The sequence below is a fragment of the Ruegeria hyattellae genome (assembly GCF_041537925.1).
In the GTDB taxonomy this organism is placed as follows: domain Bacteria; phylum Pseudomonadota; class Alphaproteobacteria; order Rhodobacterales; family Rhodobacteraceae; genus Ruegeria_C.
The window spans coordinates 711,300-725,518 of the sequence record NZ_JBGOSH010000001.1 but is presented as its reverse complement, the minus strand read 5'-3'; the positions used below and the strand labels follow the sequence as shown (position 1 = coordinate 725,518).

Below are 14,219 nucleotides of genomic sequence, written 5' to 3'. Positions count from 1 at the left end.
GTCTATTCCTCGCGCCTTTGGGGACGTGATGTCAGCCCGGCCTTTTGCAGGAAACGCCGGAACCCGGCGCGGCTTGGCCGGGAGAATCCCGCACGCGGGCGAACGCTTGACCCGGCCAGCCGATTGAATTCATGCACATCTATGATCCGTTCGGCGCAACCGCAGCCTTCGCCCGTGGCGACCTTTTCGAAATAGAACTTTTGGAAATCAGTGTCTGTTTTCTTCATAGCTGGTCCTCCGCCATGGCCTATTCTGCCAGAAAACCCGGCCCGGGCCTACTGTAGGCGCCCCTGCGGCGAATTTGATGTTTCGCCCGGACGATCCCGACGCTATACCGGCGCGGGTTTTCATTCTTCTCAGCAAAGGACCTGCAATGGCCAATGTCGTGGTTGTCGGCGCCCAATGGGGTGACGAAGGTAAAGGCAAGATAGTGGACTGGCTCAGCGAGCGCGCTGATGTGATCGCGCGCTTTCAGGGCGGGCACAATGCCGGTCATACGCTGGTCATTGATGGTGCGGTCTACAAGCTGCACGCGCTGCCCTCGGGCGTGGTGCGTGGCGGCAAGCTGAGTGTGATCGGCAACGGCGTCGTGCTGGACCCCTGGCATCTGATGAAAGAGATCGCGACGATCCGCGCCCAAGGCGTCGATATAACGCCCGACACCCTGATGATCGCCGAGAACACGCCGCTGATCCTGCCCATTCACGGAGAGCTTGACCGCGCCCGCGAAGAGGCCGCCAGCAAGGGCACCAAGATCGGCACCACCGGCCGCGGCATCGGTCCGGCCTATGAGGACAAGGTGGGTCGCCGCTCGGTCCGGGTGGCCGATCTGGCCGATGAGGCAACGCTTGAGGCGCGGGTCGACCGGGCGCTGCAGCATCACGATCCCCTGCGCAAAGGGCTTGGGATCGAACCTGTCGACCGTGACGCATTGATCGCGCAACTCAAGGAGATTGCTGCTCATATCCTGCCCTTTTCCGCACCTGTCTGGAAAGTGCTGAACGAAAAGCGAAAGGCCGGTAAGCGTATCCTTTTCGAAGGGGCGCAGGGCGCGCTACTGGATATCGATTTCGGTACCTATCCTTTTGTGACTTCCTCCAACGTGATCGCCGGACAGGCCGCGACCGGTGTTGGCATCGGCCCCGGCTCGATCGATTTCGTGCTGGGCATCGTCAAGGCCTATACCACCCGCGTGGGCGAGGGGCCGTTCCCGAGCGAGTTGGACGATGCCGACGGCCAGCGGCTGGGCGAACGCGGCCATGAATTCGGCACTACCACAGGCCGCAAGCGCCGCTGCGGCTGGTTCGATGCCTGTCTGGTGCGCCAGACCTGCGCGACCAGCGGCGTCAACGGCATTTCTCTCACCAAGCTGGATGTTCTGGACGGGTTCGAGACCCTGAAGATCTGCACCGGCTATGAGCTGGATGGCGAACGTGTTGATTACCTGCCCACTGCCGCCGACGCACAGGCCCGCTGCACCCCGATCTATGAAGAGGTGCCGGGTTGGAGTGAATCCACCGAAGGCGCGCGCAGCTGGGCCGATCTGCCTGCCAATGCCATCAAATATGTGCGCCGGGTCGAGGAACTGATCGACTGCCCGGTGGCGCTCTTGTCCACCAGCCCGGAGCGGGAGGACACCATTTTGGTGACCGACCCGTTTGCTGACTGATGGCGCTGAGCTACAAGGCGCGGCGGCGCTGGGCTCTGGTGATCCTGCTGCTGGGGCTGCCGCTTTATATCGTAGCGGTGGTGACGGTGCTGAACCTGCTGGACCGCCCACCGCTCTGGCTGGAACTCGTGATCTATGTAGGGCTTGGCCTGCTTTGGGCGCTGCCGTTCAGGTTCATCTTTCGCGGGGTCGGGCAGGAAGACCCCGACAGCACAAAGAAATAACGTCTTCGACGGTAAATTTTTCACAGCTTTCGGAGATGGTTACGTGGTTGTTGACCCGGCCCCGCCCGACTCTGCAGGGCGATCAGGTTTACGTGTCTCCTTTAACCTATTGGCAAATAATAATAATCTTTGCCTTGCGCGGATCAATGCAGGATTGCACGGATCAGCGCGTTGTCTTGAGTTCGGCCTCGTGCCTGCACACCAGATTCTGTATTTTCTGGTGGCTGGCGAGACAGAGCATGTAAAATTCGCGGATGCACCGGTTGCGCGCGGCCGTGAGCGGCCGCGATAGCTGGGCGTCGCCCAACCAGCGATTGTGCCGGCGCGGCAAAACCGCATCACTTACAGGTTGCGCGTGAAAAAAACGGGCCGTAACGGCCCGTTTCTCTTCAGTTTTTGCAGGGTTCTCAGCCTGCGGCGCGGTTGTCCGGGCGAAACCCGATCTCACCCGAGGCGGTGAAACGCCCGCCGCTGGTTTTTTCGATCTTGCCGTCGCGCAGCAACTGACCGAAAGAACGCAGACCGTCCTCGCGATTGAACTCCTGATTGTCGAGCTGGCGCACCTTATTCATCAGCTGCGGTCGCGAGAATTGCTCGCGCCCTTCGACAAAGGACATATAGGCAGCAGCAGCCTCAAGCAGGTTGGGCAGCGAAACGGCGCCGTTCTCCGAGGCATACTCGGCGAAACCGCTGCTTTCGCCGTCAGTCTCTTCGACGGTGACGCTGGCGACGCGGCGAGGCAGGACCGGGCCGCTGTTGTTGGTCTCGGCCGTCAAGTCGACGCGCTGTTCGGCCACCAGTTTCAGCGGGGCGGGGCGGTCGTTCGCGGTGCGAGAACGCGGAGCACTTTCGGTCACAACCGGGCGGCGCGGGCGCACGACATGAGACAGATCGTCGGCATATTGATCGGTTTCTTCCGGCTGTTCCGCCTCTTTCGGCGTGTCACCCGTCGACCGATCCGCCTCGGCGGCAGCGGCGGCGGCGCGTAGATGCGAATAGGTGTCGCGGCTGGTTGAAGCGTCTGGATTGTCCAGCCGCTCGTCGGCGGCGGCCATCAGGCGCGACAGGTTGTCCTCACCGTCTTCCTCAGTCATCGGCGGCAAAACTGCGTGTTGCGTCTGGGCTGTCTCGGGAGCCTCATCGCGCGGGTCGCCCGCATCGGAAAGCGTCTCTTCCCCGTCTTCGGTATCCTCCCCGGCAGCCTCCTTCAACTCGGCCTCGACCGCGGCCAGTTCACGCAGCAGGTCGGCTTCGTCATCGGGTGAGAGAGCCGAGGAGAAGTCGGGATCGTGGGACGCTGCACCGGTTTGTTGTGCCGGGGTCTCCGGGCTGGCTCTCAGGACATGGACCGGGGCGGTTTCGACCTCTTCCGGGCTGTCACCGCCCCTCAGGATGTTGGATAGGTCGTCCTCGGCGGAGATGTCGTCGCCTTCTTCGTCATCCAGGTCACCGAACAGCGCGTTGTCGTCCTCGGCGTCGTCATCCGAATCATCAAACAGAGATTCGACATTGGCGGGTTTCAAAGCGACGGGTTCAGCGGCCTCTTCCTCATAGTCGGTCTCTACAGCCTCGCTGCTCTGCGACATGAAGGCTTCGACCGACGGTGCATCCTCCTCGAAGGCTTCCGAAAGATCCGCGGACGCCTCTTCCGCCACAGCTTTGGGCGTGGTGTCCTCGGCATGTTCGTCTTCGGAATAAGTCAGTCCGGCAGTTTCCTGATCCGCGTTCGAGACAACCTCGCGAATGCGCTTGAGCTTGGCAGCGATGCTGTCGGCAGCGGGCACGATTTCGGGTTCTGCAACCGGTTCCGCCTCTGGGATGGGCTGCTCGACAGCGACGGGGGGCGCCGGGGGGGCAGTGTTTTCGACGGGAGTGGGCGCAGCGCTCTCGGACGGCGCAGGCGCGGCGGCAGAGGGTGCCGCCGGGATCGGCGCCGCAACGGGCTCTGGCTGCTGAGGCTCGGGTGCCGTTTCCGCCTGCGGTGCGGGTACGGCTTGCGGTGCCGGGGCGACAGGCGCCACTTCGGCTTCCGCTGCGCGCAGCACGATATGTTTCTGTTCGGTGCGTGCTTCGACCTGACGTGAAATCTCGCGCTGGGCAATACGGGCAAGCATGTCGGCATCGGGCTGAGGAGGCTCGGCACCGAAATAACGGTCATCCGAGGCCAGATCGCGGAAATACTCTGCGATGGCCTTCATAGTGTCAAACGAGTCGTCAAACCCTTCCAATGTGCACGAGAAGGTCCCGTAAGAGACCGTTAAGACCTTGTTATTCTGTACCATGGGTTGCTCGCCCTCCACATACTTGTGGCTACCCGTTTACCATCGGCGTAGCGTCAATTTCGGCCCGAATCTGTGCAAATGAAAGTATCATTTCGTGGCCAGAATGTGGCCAACTTCGAATTTGGGAAACAATATGAGCAAAAAAACAGATATTGTTTCCAGCCAGGGCGTGGTCGCTCTGATTGGCGGTGGTCAGATTGACGCGGGTGATATCGATCTGGCGCTGCAAGACAGCACGGCGCTGGTTGCGGCGGATGGCGGGGCGCGGGCAGCGCTCGATCAGGGACATATGCCAGATGCGGTGATCGGTGATTTCGATTCTCTGGACGGCGAAACAGCGGCACGTCTCCCCGCCGACCGCCTGTTTCCGATTCGTGAACAGGACAGTACCGATTTCGACAAGGCGCTGCGCCATATTGCGGCCCCTCTGGTTCTGGCTGCCGGGTTCCTGGGCGGCCGGGTGGACCATCAACTTGTCGTCCTAAACACTTTGGTCAGGCGGAAAACATCGCCTTGCATCCTGATCGGCACACACGAAGTGATCTTCCATGCCCCGCCCGAAATCCGGCTGGGGCTGGATCTGGGCGCGACTGTGTCACTGTTTCCATTGGCACCGGTAATGGGACGCTCTGGCGGGTTGCGCTGGCCCATTGACGGGATCGCATTTGCACCCGGCGGGCCGGTCGGAACCTCGAACGAAGTCACCGGCCCGGTGCATTTGCGCTTCGATGATCCGGGTATAATCGTGATGGTTCCGCGTGCCGCATTCGGGCAGGTCAGGCAGGCGTTTCTAGCCCCGGATCGCGCGCGGTGGCCCGCTCGCGCAGAATGACGTAAAGCCCTGCACCGATGGTGATTGCGATACCAAGGCTTGACAAGCCGTTGGGCAGGTCCCGGAAGATCAGCCAACCCAGCAGGGTGGCCATGGGAATCTCGAGATATTGCATCGGCGCCAGCGTGGCCGAGGGCGCAAAGCGCAGCGACCACGTCATCAAAAGATGCGCCACCGTGCCAATCAGGCCGATCGACACAAGCAGCCACGCCTCCCAGCGCTCGGGCGGGGTGATCACCAGATCGTGCAGGCCTGCTGCGTCGCCCAGAAGCAGCGCGGGCACAAGAAACCCGGTCGCCATGAGACCCGAGACCGCCTGCAGCGCGACCGGGTCGGTGTCCTTCGCCAGATGCCGCGTGACGATGATGAAAAAGGCAAAGGCCACCGCCACAAGCAAGGGCCAGAGCGCGTTCCAGCCAACCGCAGCAAAGCTGGGCTGGATCACCATCAGCGTTCCGGCAAAGCCAACGGTGCAGGCGATGATGCGGCGTTTGCCAACTTCTTCGTTCAGCACGAACCGGCCCAGGATCAGAAGAATGAAGGGCATGACGAAGGCGATGGCGAACGCGTCCGCCAGCGGCAGATACTTTAGCGACGTGAACATTGCACCGATGCCGATGATATGCAGCGCGGCGCGCAGCGCTGTCAGGCTCCAATACCGCCCGCGCATGCGCCAGGGCCGCGCTGTCAGCCAGACCAGCGGCACCAGGATGATGGATTGAATGCCAAAGCGGACCACGACCAACTGGCTGACCGGCAGGCTGTCCGACAACAGCTTCGCAATCGCATCGCCCATTGGGGCAATCACGCAAAAGGCAAGCATCAGCGTGATGCCGAGAACCGGGCGATCCTGTGTCATGGCGCGACGCTATCCGGTCGCCCGGCGCGGGGAAAGACGAAACCGCCGCAGGATTTGTCCGGAGGCGGCGCATCCGATCATTCTGTATACAGCTCGGTCCGTTGTTTTTTGACTTTGACAGCCAAAGATCACATGTCACCATCACCCGCAGCAGGAGAACGTCATGACCCAGCCCAAGCCCGATCTGTCCGTGAAGCCCGAGGTCACCGCCTTTTTCGACGCGCAATCGAACACGATCAGCTATGTGGTCAAAGACCCCGCCAGCCCGGCCTGCGCGGTGATCGACCCGGTGATGGAGTTTGACGCGGCGGCCGGGCGGCTGACCCATGACGGCTCCAACAAGATCATCGCGTTCATCCAGGAACATGGCCTGACGACCGAGTGGATCATCGAAACCCATGTTCACGCCGACCATCTGTCGGGCGCGCCTTATCTTCAGGACCGGATTGGCGGCAGGATCGGCATTGGCGAGCATGTTATTACGGTGCAGGAAACCTTCGGCAAGATTTTCAACGAAGGCACCGAGTTCGAGCGGGACGGATCGCAATTCGACCGTTTGTTCACGGACAACGACACGTATCAGGTTGGGCAGATGGCCTGTTTCGCGCTGCATACGCCGGGCCATACGCCTGCCTGTATGGTGCATGTGATGGGCGACGCGGTCTTTGCCGGGGACACTCTCTTCATGCCAGATGGCGGCTCGGCGCGGGCGGATTTTCCCGGCGGCGATGCCGGGCAGCTTTACGATTCGATCCAGCGTATCCTCAGCCTGCCGGACGAGATGCGATTGTTCATCTGCCACGATTACGGCCCGAACGGACGGGCGATCGCCTGGGAAACGACGATCGGCGACGAGCGCGCGGCCAATATCCATGTGGGCGCGGGCAAAAGCCGCGATGAATTCATCCGTTTCCGGACCGAGCGCGATGCGGAACTGGCCATGCCGGCGCTGATCCTGCCATCGCTACAGGTCAATATGCGTGGTGGTGACGTGCCAGCCGACGAAGACGGCAACCCGACGTTAAAAATACCGCTGAACAAGCTCTAGCCGCACCACGAAATGCGAGACCGGAAATCCTGAAAAGAATTCGGACTGCTTTCTTTCTATGATTGCGGCGCCCGCTCAGCAGTTCGGCACGTTCACGGCCAGGCCACCCAGTGAAGTTTCCTTGTATTTCTCAAGCATGTCCTGACCGGTCTGGCGCATGGTCTCGATCACCGCATCCAACGGCACCAGATGTTGACCGTCTCCGCGCAAGGCGAGCGAGGCGGCGCTCACCGCTTTGATGGCCCCCAGCCCGTTGCGTTCGATGCAAGGCACCTGCACCAGCCCTTTGATTGGATCGCAGGTCATACCCAGATGATGTTCCAGCGCGATCTCGGCCGCGTTTTCCACCTGTTCAGGCGTACCGCCCATCACCGCACAGAGCCCGGCAGCGGCCATGGCCGATGCGCTGCCCACCTCGGCCTGACAGCCTGCCTCGGCGCCCGAGATCGAAGCGTTATACTTGACCAGCCCGCCAATGGCGGCGGCAGTCAGCAGGAAATCTTCGACATGGCTGGGAGCCGAACCGGGCACATGGTCCAGGTAGTAGCGCAGCGTTGCAGGCAAAACGCCCGCCGCGCCATTGGTCGGTGCGGTGACCACCTGACCGCCTGCGGCGTTCTCCTCGTTTACCGCCATCGCATAGACGCTCATCCAGTCGTTGATGGTGTGCGGCGCGGTCAGGTTCATGCCGCGTTCGGCCTGCAGGGCATCATGGATGCCCTTGGCGCGGCGGCGCACGCTGAGGCCGCCGGGCAGGATGCCATCGGTGTGCAACCCGCGTTCAATACAGGCATTCATCACTTCCCAGATCCGGCCGGTGCCGGACTTCAGCGAGACCTCGCAGCCGCGCGCGATCTCGTTGCCGCGCTTCATCTCGGCGATACTCTTGCCCGAGGTTTTCGCCATCTCCAGCATCTCGGCGGCGGACTTGAACGGGTAGGGGACGGGATCGCCCTCATTGGTGGCTTCACCGTTGGCCAGTTCCTCTTCGGTCAGGACAAAGCCGCCGCCGATCGAGTAATAGATCTGCCGCAGGATCACGTCGCCCTGTGCATCTGTTGCCATCAGCACCATGCCATTGGCGTGGCCGGGCAGGGTGTGATCATAGTCGAACGCCAGGTCCTGCTTCGGGTCGAACCGCAGCGTGGGCAAGCCCTCGGGCTGCACGGTCTTCTCGGCGTCAATCCGGGTCAGTTCAGCCTCGGCCTTGTCATGGTCATAGCTGTCGGGGCTGAACCCGGCGAGGCCCAGGATGGTGGCGCGATCGGTGGCATGCCCCACCCCTGTGAAGGCGAGCGAGCCGTGCAGCGATCCGCGCAGGCCCTGAAACTCGAAGGGCGAGGCGCGCATCAGGTCCAGAAACCGTGCGGCGGCCACCATTGGACCCATTGTGTGGGACGAGGACGGGCCGACGCCCACTTTGAACATGTCGAAGATGGAAAGAAACATTCAGGTCGCGCTCCCTTGCGGCGGCGTGGGATGGGTGGGTGAGGTGAAGGGCGTCGCCCCGAGCCCCTCGGCTGCGATGGCCGCCCGCGTGGCGTCGCGCGTCTCGAGCGCGTTCAGCAGGCGTTGCAGATAGGGCGTGTCGGGCAGTTGAAACCAGCTCCGGTCGCTGCCCGCCGGATAGATCGCCATCCACCGCATCATGCAGGCGAGATAATAGCTCAGAGCCGAGGGGTTGTCAGGGCAGAGCCAGCCCGGTGCGACTGCCGCCTGGTTGTCTAGCAGGCGCAGATGCCGACGCAGGCGGGGCCGGATACCGGCGCGCAGGGTCTCAGCCTGATCGGGGTCGATGTAAGTCTCGGCGTAGAACAGGATTCGCAGGTCGGCATGCAGGGTGTTCGAGGCGAAGAACAGCCATTTCAGAAAGGCTCCCCGGTCGAGGTCGCTTGCCGCCGGTGCCATCATGCCATGAGTGTCGGCCAGCCAGAGCAGGATCGCGGCGGTCTCGAAAATCGGTCCCTGCGAGGTCTCCAGTACCGGGATCAGCCCGTTGGGGTTGAGCGCGCGATAGGTGGCGCGCTCCTGTTCGCGCATCGACCGGTCGACCAGCACCGTCTCATAGGGCAGGCCCATCTCTTCCAACACCAGCCGGATCACCAGCGATGCGTTGTCGGGGGCGTAATGCAGGCGTAGTTTGTCGGTCATGATCGGCTTCTAGGGGGTTCGGGTGATTCCCCATACACCGTTTCCGACGTTTCCGATAGGAAACGCGCAATTTTTTCCACCGTTTTTTTTTAGGATGGTCAGACCCGCCGACCAATGCGCGTTTTATGACAGGGTTTACCTTTGCTGTGGATCCTGGCCGCACTCGCAACGTTGGAGGAGCGCAGATGCGCGCGGTCAGGTGTCTGTTTATGTCTCTGCTGTTTTAGGGTGGCCTGGCCCGGGCCGTGATGGCGCAGGATCTGGAGGGTCACTTGGAGGAAGAGCTGCTGAATCTGCTCGGCACCGAACTCGACAAGGTCTATTTCGTGTTGACCGACGCGATCATCGGCTTAGGGCAGGACGGTCGCATCAACAGGCCGGGCATCGAGACGATGATCGCCGTGCGGCTGTTCGTGCTGCGGGCCGGACATTACCGTCGCCTGATCCTTGCCGATCTCGACAATGACGGCAGCGTCACCCGCGCCGAGGTGGTGACCTCCATGGGCGCGGCGAGGATCGAGGAATTGCGCCGGATCATGCTGATCGATCTCGACCGCGATGGCTGGGCCACGCTCGACGGGTTGAGCGAGTTGCACCAGATCGTGTGATAGGGGTGCCGAATCCCCCTCGCAAGCGGTGAGGGACTTGCCTATAAGTCCCCTGGGACCAACCAGGGGATGCAGTCATGATCGGAGAATTGTCACCCATCGACAGGGCCAAATTCGTCGCCGCCAAGCGCGCCGCCGATCTTGTCGAGGACGGAATGCGCGTGGGGCTGGGCACCGGCTCGACCGCCGTGTGGTTGGTGCGTTGTCTGGGCGAGATGGTGCGCGAGCAGGGGCTGAAGTTTCGCGGCGTGCCCACCTCGACCCGCACGGCAGAACTGGCGCGCGAGGTCGGCATCGAGGTGATCTCGCTGGACGAGGCGCGCTGGCTGGACCTGACCATTGATGGCGCCGACGAATTCGATGGCGAGCAGAACCTGATCAAGGGCGGCGGCGGCGCGCTGTTGCAGGAAAAGATCGTGGCGACCGCCTCGGACCAGATGGTGGTGATCGCGGATGTCGGCAAAGAGGTCGAGGCGCTGGGCACCTTCCCCCTGCCGGTTGAGGTGATCCCGTTCGGTTGGCAGACCACGCAAGCGCTGATCGAAGAGATGCTGGTGTCGATGGACGTTCTGGGCCGCCAGTCCAGCCTGCGCATGAATGGCATCGCGCCCTACATGACCGATGAGGGCAACCACATTCTCGATCTGCACCTGGGTCGCATTGGCAACCCGCGTCAGATGGCGCTGACCCTCAACCAAATCCCCGGCATCGTCGAAAATGGCTTGTTCATCGATATCTGCGACATTGTCGTGATCGGCTATGGCGATGGCCGGGTAGAGTTGCGCGACATCAACGAGGGCACGGTCGAACATGACCGGCTGGAGCTTGACGAGAACGAGAACCTGTTCAGCGATCTCGCGGATTGAGGGGCGAGCACACCTTAGCCCGCAAAGCGGAACCCTCTTGCAGTCCGCAATGGGGCTGTATGCCCGATAGCCTTTGAAAATCCGGAGCGCATATATATCTGACCAGTACGTACATGCGCAGCAAAGGCGTTGGCGGGTCGCGGACCTCTCGATGCCTGGAACGGGCTGGACAGCGGCGCGGGATAAGATACACCCTTTGCGGGAACAAAGATGAGGCAGGACCATGAGCTTTGACTACGATCTCTTTGTCATCGGCGGCGGCTCGGGCGGCGTGCGGGCGGCGCGCGTGGCGGCGGGTGAGACCGGGGCCAAGGTGGCGCTGGCCGAAGAGGATCGCTATGGCGGCACCTGCGTGATCCGGGGCTGCGTGCCAAAAAAGCTGATGGTGTTTGCCAGCGAATACCCCGAGATGATCGACGAGGCGCGCGCCTATGGCTGGGATGTCAGCCAGAGCGGTTTCGACTGGGACATGTTCCATGGCAAGCTGGCCGCCGAACTGGACCGCTTGGAAGGCATTTATCGCAACATCCTCAAGAACAATGGCGTCGAAAGTTTCGATCAGCGCGCGCGACTGGTCGATCCGCATACGGTCGAACTGGCCGACGGCACCCGCAAGACCGCCAAGCACATCCTGATCGCCACCGGCGGCCGCCCCGTTGTGCCTGATTTCCCCGGCTCGGAACTGGCGATCACCTCGAACGAGGTATTTCACCTGCCCAAACTGCCCGGCAGGATGCTGATCGTCGGCGGCGGCTATATCGCCTGCGAATTTGCCGGCATCCTGAACGGGCTGGGCGTCGATGTGACGCAGTATTATCGCGGCGCGCAAATATTGCGCGGTTTCGATGACGAGGCACGCGGGCTGGTCAGCGAAGAGATGTGCCAGAACGGCATCGACGTGCATCTGGGCACCAATGTGCTGGAGATGCATAAGGAAGGCGACCAGATCCGGGTCAAAGCGACCAACGGCGACGAAAGCCTCTTTGACGTGGTCATGTATGCCACTGGCCGCGCGCCCAACACCGATGATCTAGGGCTGGAGTCTCTGGGCGTCGAACTGGGCCGCAAGGGGCAGATCATCGTGGATGAATACAGCCAGACCGGCGTGCCCTCGATCTATGCCATTGGCGATGTGACCGACCGGGTTAACCTGACCCCGGTAGCGATCCGCGAGGGGATGGCCTTTGTCGACACGGTGTTCCGGGGCAAACCCACACCGGTGGATCACGAACTGATCCCGACCGCTATCTTCACTCAGCCAGAAATGGGCACCATCGGCCTGAGCGAGGAAGTGGCCGCCGAACAGGAACCGGTCGAGATCTACGCGACCTCGTTCAAGCCGATGCAATCGGCCTTTGCGGGCGGCAGTGCGCGAGTGATGATGAAGCTGATCGTGTCCAAGGCCACCCGCAAGGTTCTGGGTTGTCACATCGTGGCGCCGGGCGCGGGCGAGATGATCCAGATGGCCGGCATCGCGGTCAAGATGGGCGCGACCAAGGAAGATTTCGACCGCACGGTTGCGGTCCATCCCGTAATGGCAGAAGAACTGGTAACCATGCGAACACCTGTGCGCAGCGCTTGATTTGCACCGGCGCGCATACAGGTTAAGACTGACGCCGCAGCGACGCGGCACAACAGACGAGGATTGAAAACACATGGCGGGCAACAGCGGTGGCCCCTGGGGGGGCGGAGGCTCATCCGGCGGCGGAGGAAACCGGGGTAATAATGGCAACGGGCAGAAACCGCCCGAAGGCGATGGCCCGCAGATCCCTGAGATCGACGAGTTGATGAAGAAGGGCCAGGAACAGCTGCGCGTCCTGATGGGCGGTCGCGGCGACAACCGCCGCGGTGGCGGCTCGGGCGGAACCGGTGGACCGGCCTTTTCGAAAGGCACGATCGGTCTTGGTATTCTAGCCGCAATTGGCGTTTGGCTTTTCGCCAGTTTCTACACCGTGAAGCCCGAAGAGCAGTCGGTGGAACTGTTTCTGGGCGAGTTCTCGGGCATCGGCAATCCCGGCCTGAACTTTGCTCCCTGGCCCTTTGTTACCGCAGAGGTGATCCCGGTTACCCGCGAACAGACCGAAGACATGGGCGGGGCCCGTGGCGGCAATGACGGCCTGATGCTGACCGGTGACGAAAACGTGGTCGATATCGACTATCAGGTGGTCTGGAACATCAACGATCCGGCGCAATACCTGTTCAACCTGCGCGATCCGCGCCCGACGATCCAGGCAGTGTCTGAATCGGCGATGCGAGAGATCATCGCGCAGTCCGATCTGGCGCCGATCCTGAACCGGGACCGTGGTCTCATTTCTGAACAGCTGCAGGATCTGATCCAGCTGACGCTCGACAGCTATGGCAGCGGGGTGAACATCATTCGTGTAAACTTTGACAAGGCTGACCCACCGCCCTCGGTGATCGACGCCTTCCGTGATGTTCAGGCCGCCGCACAGGAACGTGACCGGCTGCAGAACGTGGCCGATGCCTATGCGAACCGGGTTCTGGCCGAGGCCCGCGGTGAAGCCGCGCAGTTGCTGGAAGAGGCCGAAGGCTATCGCGCGCAGCAGATCAACGAGGCTCAAGGTGAAGCCAGTCGCTTTAGCGCGGTTCTTCAGGAATATGCCAAAGCGCCCGAGGTGACGCGCAAGCGTCTCTATCTGGAACGGATGGAACAGGTGCTGGGCGATGTCGACAAGATCATCCTGGACGACTCAAGCACTGGTGGCGGACAGGGGATCGTGCCCTATCTGCCGCTCAACGAACTGCGTCGCAACCAGACCGAGCAGGGGGCGAACTGATGCGTAAAACTACCTTTCTCATTCCGATTCTGGTGATCGCAGCGGTTATCGGCCTGTCGTCGATGTTCATCGTGGACGAGCGTCAAAAGGCACTGGTGCTGCAATTTGGTCGCGTAGCTGCGGTGAAAGAAGAGCCGGGTCTGGCCTTCAAAATCCCGCTCATTCAGGAAGTTGTGCGTTATGATGACCGCATCCTGTCGATCGATGTGCAGCCGCTTGAGGTCACACCGCTCGATGACCGCCGTTTGGTGGTGGATGCATTCTCGCGGTACCGCATCACTGATGTTGAACAATTCCGGCAAGCGGTTGGTGTGGGTGGCATTGCCACTGCTGAAAACCGTCTGGACAGCATCTTGCGTGCCGAAACCCGCGCGGTGCTGGGCTCGGTCAGTTCCAAGGACATCCTGAGTTCCGACCGTGCCGCGCTGATGCTTCGGATCCGCAATGCTGCCATCGCCGAGGCACGGGCACTGGGTGTCGAGGTGATCGACGTGCGCCTGAAGGCCACCGATCTGCCGACCCAGAACCTCGAGGCCACCTTCGACCGGATGCGTGCCGAGCGGGAGCGGGAAGCGACCGATGAACGCGCCCGTGGTAACGAGGCGGCGCAACGCGTTCGCGCGCAGGCCGACCGGACCGTGGTCGAGCTGGTCTCGGACGCCAAGCGCGAAGCTGAGATCATCCGCGGTGAGGCAGACGCCGAACGCAACCTGATCTTTGCCGAAGCCTACGGCGCGGACCCGGAGTTCTTCGAGTTCTACCGCTCGCTCACAGCGTATGGCCGGGCGATCCAGGGCGGCAACAGCTCGATGGTGCTCAGCCCGGATTCGGATTTCTTCAACTACCTGAAATCCCCCGACGGCGCCGGGCAGTGATCTGACA

General features: G+C 61.9%; 14 protein-coding genes. 9 read left to right on the top strand and 5 right to left on the bottom strand.

Annotation, left to right across the window (positions count from 1 at the left end; all coding sequences use genetic code 11):
* Window positions 1–2: 2 nt before the first annotated feature.
* Window positions 3–227: a hypothetical protein gene (locus tag AB1E33_RS03590; protein WP_372575872.1), complete on the bottom strand. Its 225-nt coding sequence runs from the start codon at window positions 225–227 to the stop codon at window positions 3–5.
* A gap of 146 nt (window positions 228–373) precedes the next feature.
* Between AB1E33_RS03590 and AB1E33_RS03585 the strand changes: the two genes are divergently transcribed.
* Window positions 374–1,669, top strand: coding sequence for an adenylosuccinate synthase (locus AB1E33_RS03585; protein ID WP_372575964.1), 1,296 nt, complete (start codon window positions 374–376; stop codon window positions 1,667–1,669).
* Window positions 1,669–1,893, top strand: a complete 225-nt coding sequence (locus AB1E33_RS03580; RefSeq protein WP_372575871.1) for a DUF2842 domain-containing protein — start codon at window positions 1,669–1,671, stop codon at window positions 1,891–1,893. The genes AB1E33_RS03585 and AB1E33_RS03580 overlap by 1 nt, the downstream gene beginning before the upstream one ends.
* A gap of 407 nt (window positions 1,894–2,300) precedes the next feature.
* Here AB1E33_RS03580 and AB1E33_RS03575 read toward each other — a convergent pair whose 3' ends face one another.
* Window positions 2,301–4,175, bottom strand: a complete 1,875-nt coding sequence (locus AB1E33_RS03575; RefSeq protein WP_372575870.1) for a hypothetical protein — start codon at window positions 4,173–4,175, stop codon at window positions 2,301–2,303.
* 133 nt (window positions 4,176–4,308) lie between these two features.
* Here AB1E33_RS03575 and AB1E33_RS03570 point away from each other — a divergent pair, with 133 nt between their 5' ends.
* Complete coding sequence (locus tag AB1E33_RS03570; RefSeq protein ID WP_372575869.1) at window positions 4,309–5,007, top strand: thiamine diphosphokinase; 699 nt, start codon at window positions 4,309–4,311, stop codon at window positions 5,005–5,007.
* Here the strand turns inward: AB1E33_RS03570 and AB1E33_RS03565 are convergent.
* The gene (locus AB1E33_RS03565; RefSeq protein ID WP_372575868.1) at window positions 4,952–5,866 is read right to left on the bottom strand and encodes a DMT family transporter; all 915 of its coding nucleotides are present in this window, start codon (window positions 5,864–5,866) and stop codon (window positions 4,952–4,954) included. The genes AB1E33_RS03570 and AB1E33_RS03565 overlap by 56 nt on opposite strands.
* Before the next feature lie 163 nt (window positions 5,867–6,029).
* Here AB1E33_RS03565 and AB1E33_RS03560 point away from each other — a divergent pair, with 163 nt between their 5' ends.
* Window positions 6,030–6,914, top strand: a complete 885-nt coding sequence (locus tag AB1E33_RS03560; RefSeq protein WP_372575867.1) for an MBL fold metallo-hydrolase — start codon at window positions 6,030–6,032, stop codon at window positions 6,912–6,914.
* A 75-nt stretch (window positions 6,915–6,989) separates the two neighbouring features.
* Here the strand turns inward: AB1E33_RS03560 and AB1E33_RS03555 are convergent, their stop codons facing one another.
* Together AB1E33_RS03555 and AB1E33_RS03550 are read right to left on the bottom strand one after the other, a co-directional pair.
* Window positions 6,990–8,363, bottom strand: a complete 1,374-nt coding sequence (locus AB1E33_RS03555) for an L-serine ammonia-lyase (protein WP_372575866.1) — start codon at window positions 8,361–8,363, stop codon at window positions 6,990–6,992.
* Window positions 8,364–9,065 (bottom strand): glutathione S-transferase family protein, encoded by a 702-nt coding sequence (locus tag AB1E33_RS03550; protein WP_372575865.1) that lies wholly within the window; start codon window positions 9,063–9,065, stop codon window positions 8,364–8,366.
* Between the two features lie 272 nt (window positions 9,066–9,337).
* Here AB1E33_RS03550 and AB1E33_RS03545 point away from each other — a divergent pair, with 272 nt between their 5' ends.
* The 5 genes from AB1E33_RS03545 to hflC all read left to right on the top strand — a co-directional run bounded on the left by AB1E33_RS03545 (window position 9,338) and on the right by hflC (window position 14,212).
* The gene (locus AB1E33_RS03545; RefSeq protein ID WP_372575864.1) at window positions 9,338–9,673 is read left to right on the top strand and encodes an EF-hand domain-containing protein; all 336 of its coding nucleotides are present in this window, start codon (window positions 9,338–9,340) and stop codon (window positions 9,671–9,673) included.
* A gap of 77 nt (window positions 9,674–9,750) precedes the next feature.
* On the top strand, window positions 9,751–10,539 hold the full coding sequence (rpiA, locus tag AB1E33_RS03540) for a ribose-5-phosphate isomerase RpiA (RefSeq protein WP_372575863.1): 789 nt from the start codon (window positions 9,751–9,753) through the stop codon (window positions 10,537–10,539).
* A 223-nt stretch (window positions 10,540–10,762) separates the two neighbouring features.
* Window positions 10,763–12,121, top strand: coding sequence for a glutathione-disulfide reductase (gene gor / locus AB1E33_RS03535; RefSeq protein ID WP_372575862.1), 1,359 nt, complete (start codon window positions 10,763–10,765; stop codon window positions 12,119–12,121).
* A gap of 73 nt (window positions 12,122–12,194) precedes the next feature.
* Window positions 12,195–13,337 (top strand): FtsH protease activity modulator HflK, encoded by a 1,143-nt coding sequence (gene hflK / locus AB1E33_RS03530; protein ID WP_372575861.1) that lies wholly within the window; start codon window positions 12,195–12,197, stop codon window positions 13,335–13,337.
* Window positions 13,337–14,212: a protease modulator HflC gene (hflC, locus tag AB1E33_RS03525; protein ID WP_372575860.1), complete on the top strand. Its 876-nt coding sequence runs from the start codon at window positions 13,337–13,339 to the stop codon at window positions 14,210–14,212. Before hflK ends, hflC begins: the two co-directional genes overlap by 1 nt.
* Window positions 14,213–14,219 lie beyond the last annotated feature (7 nt).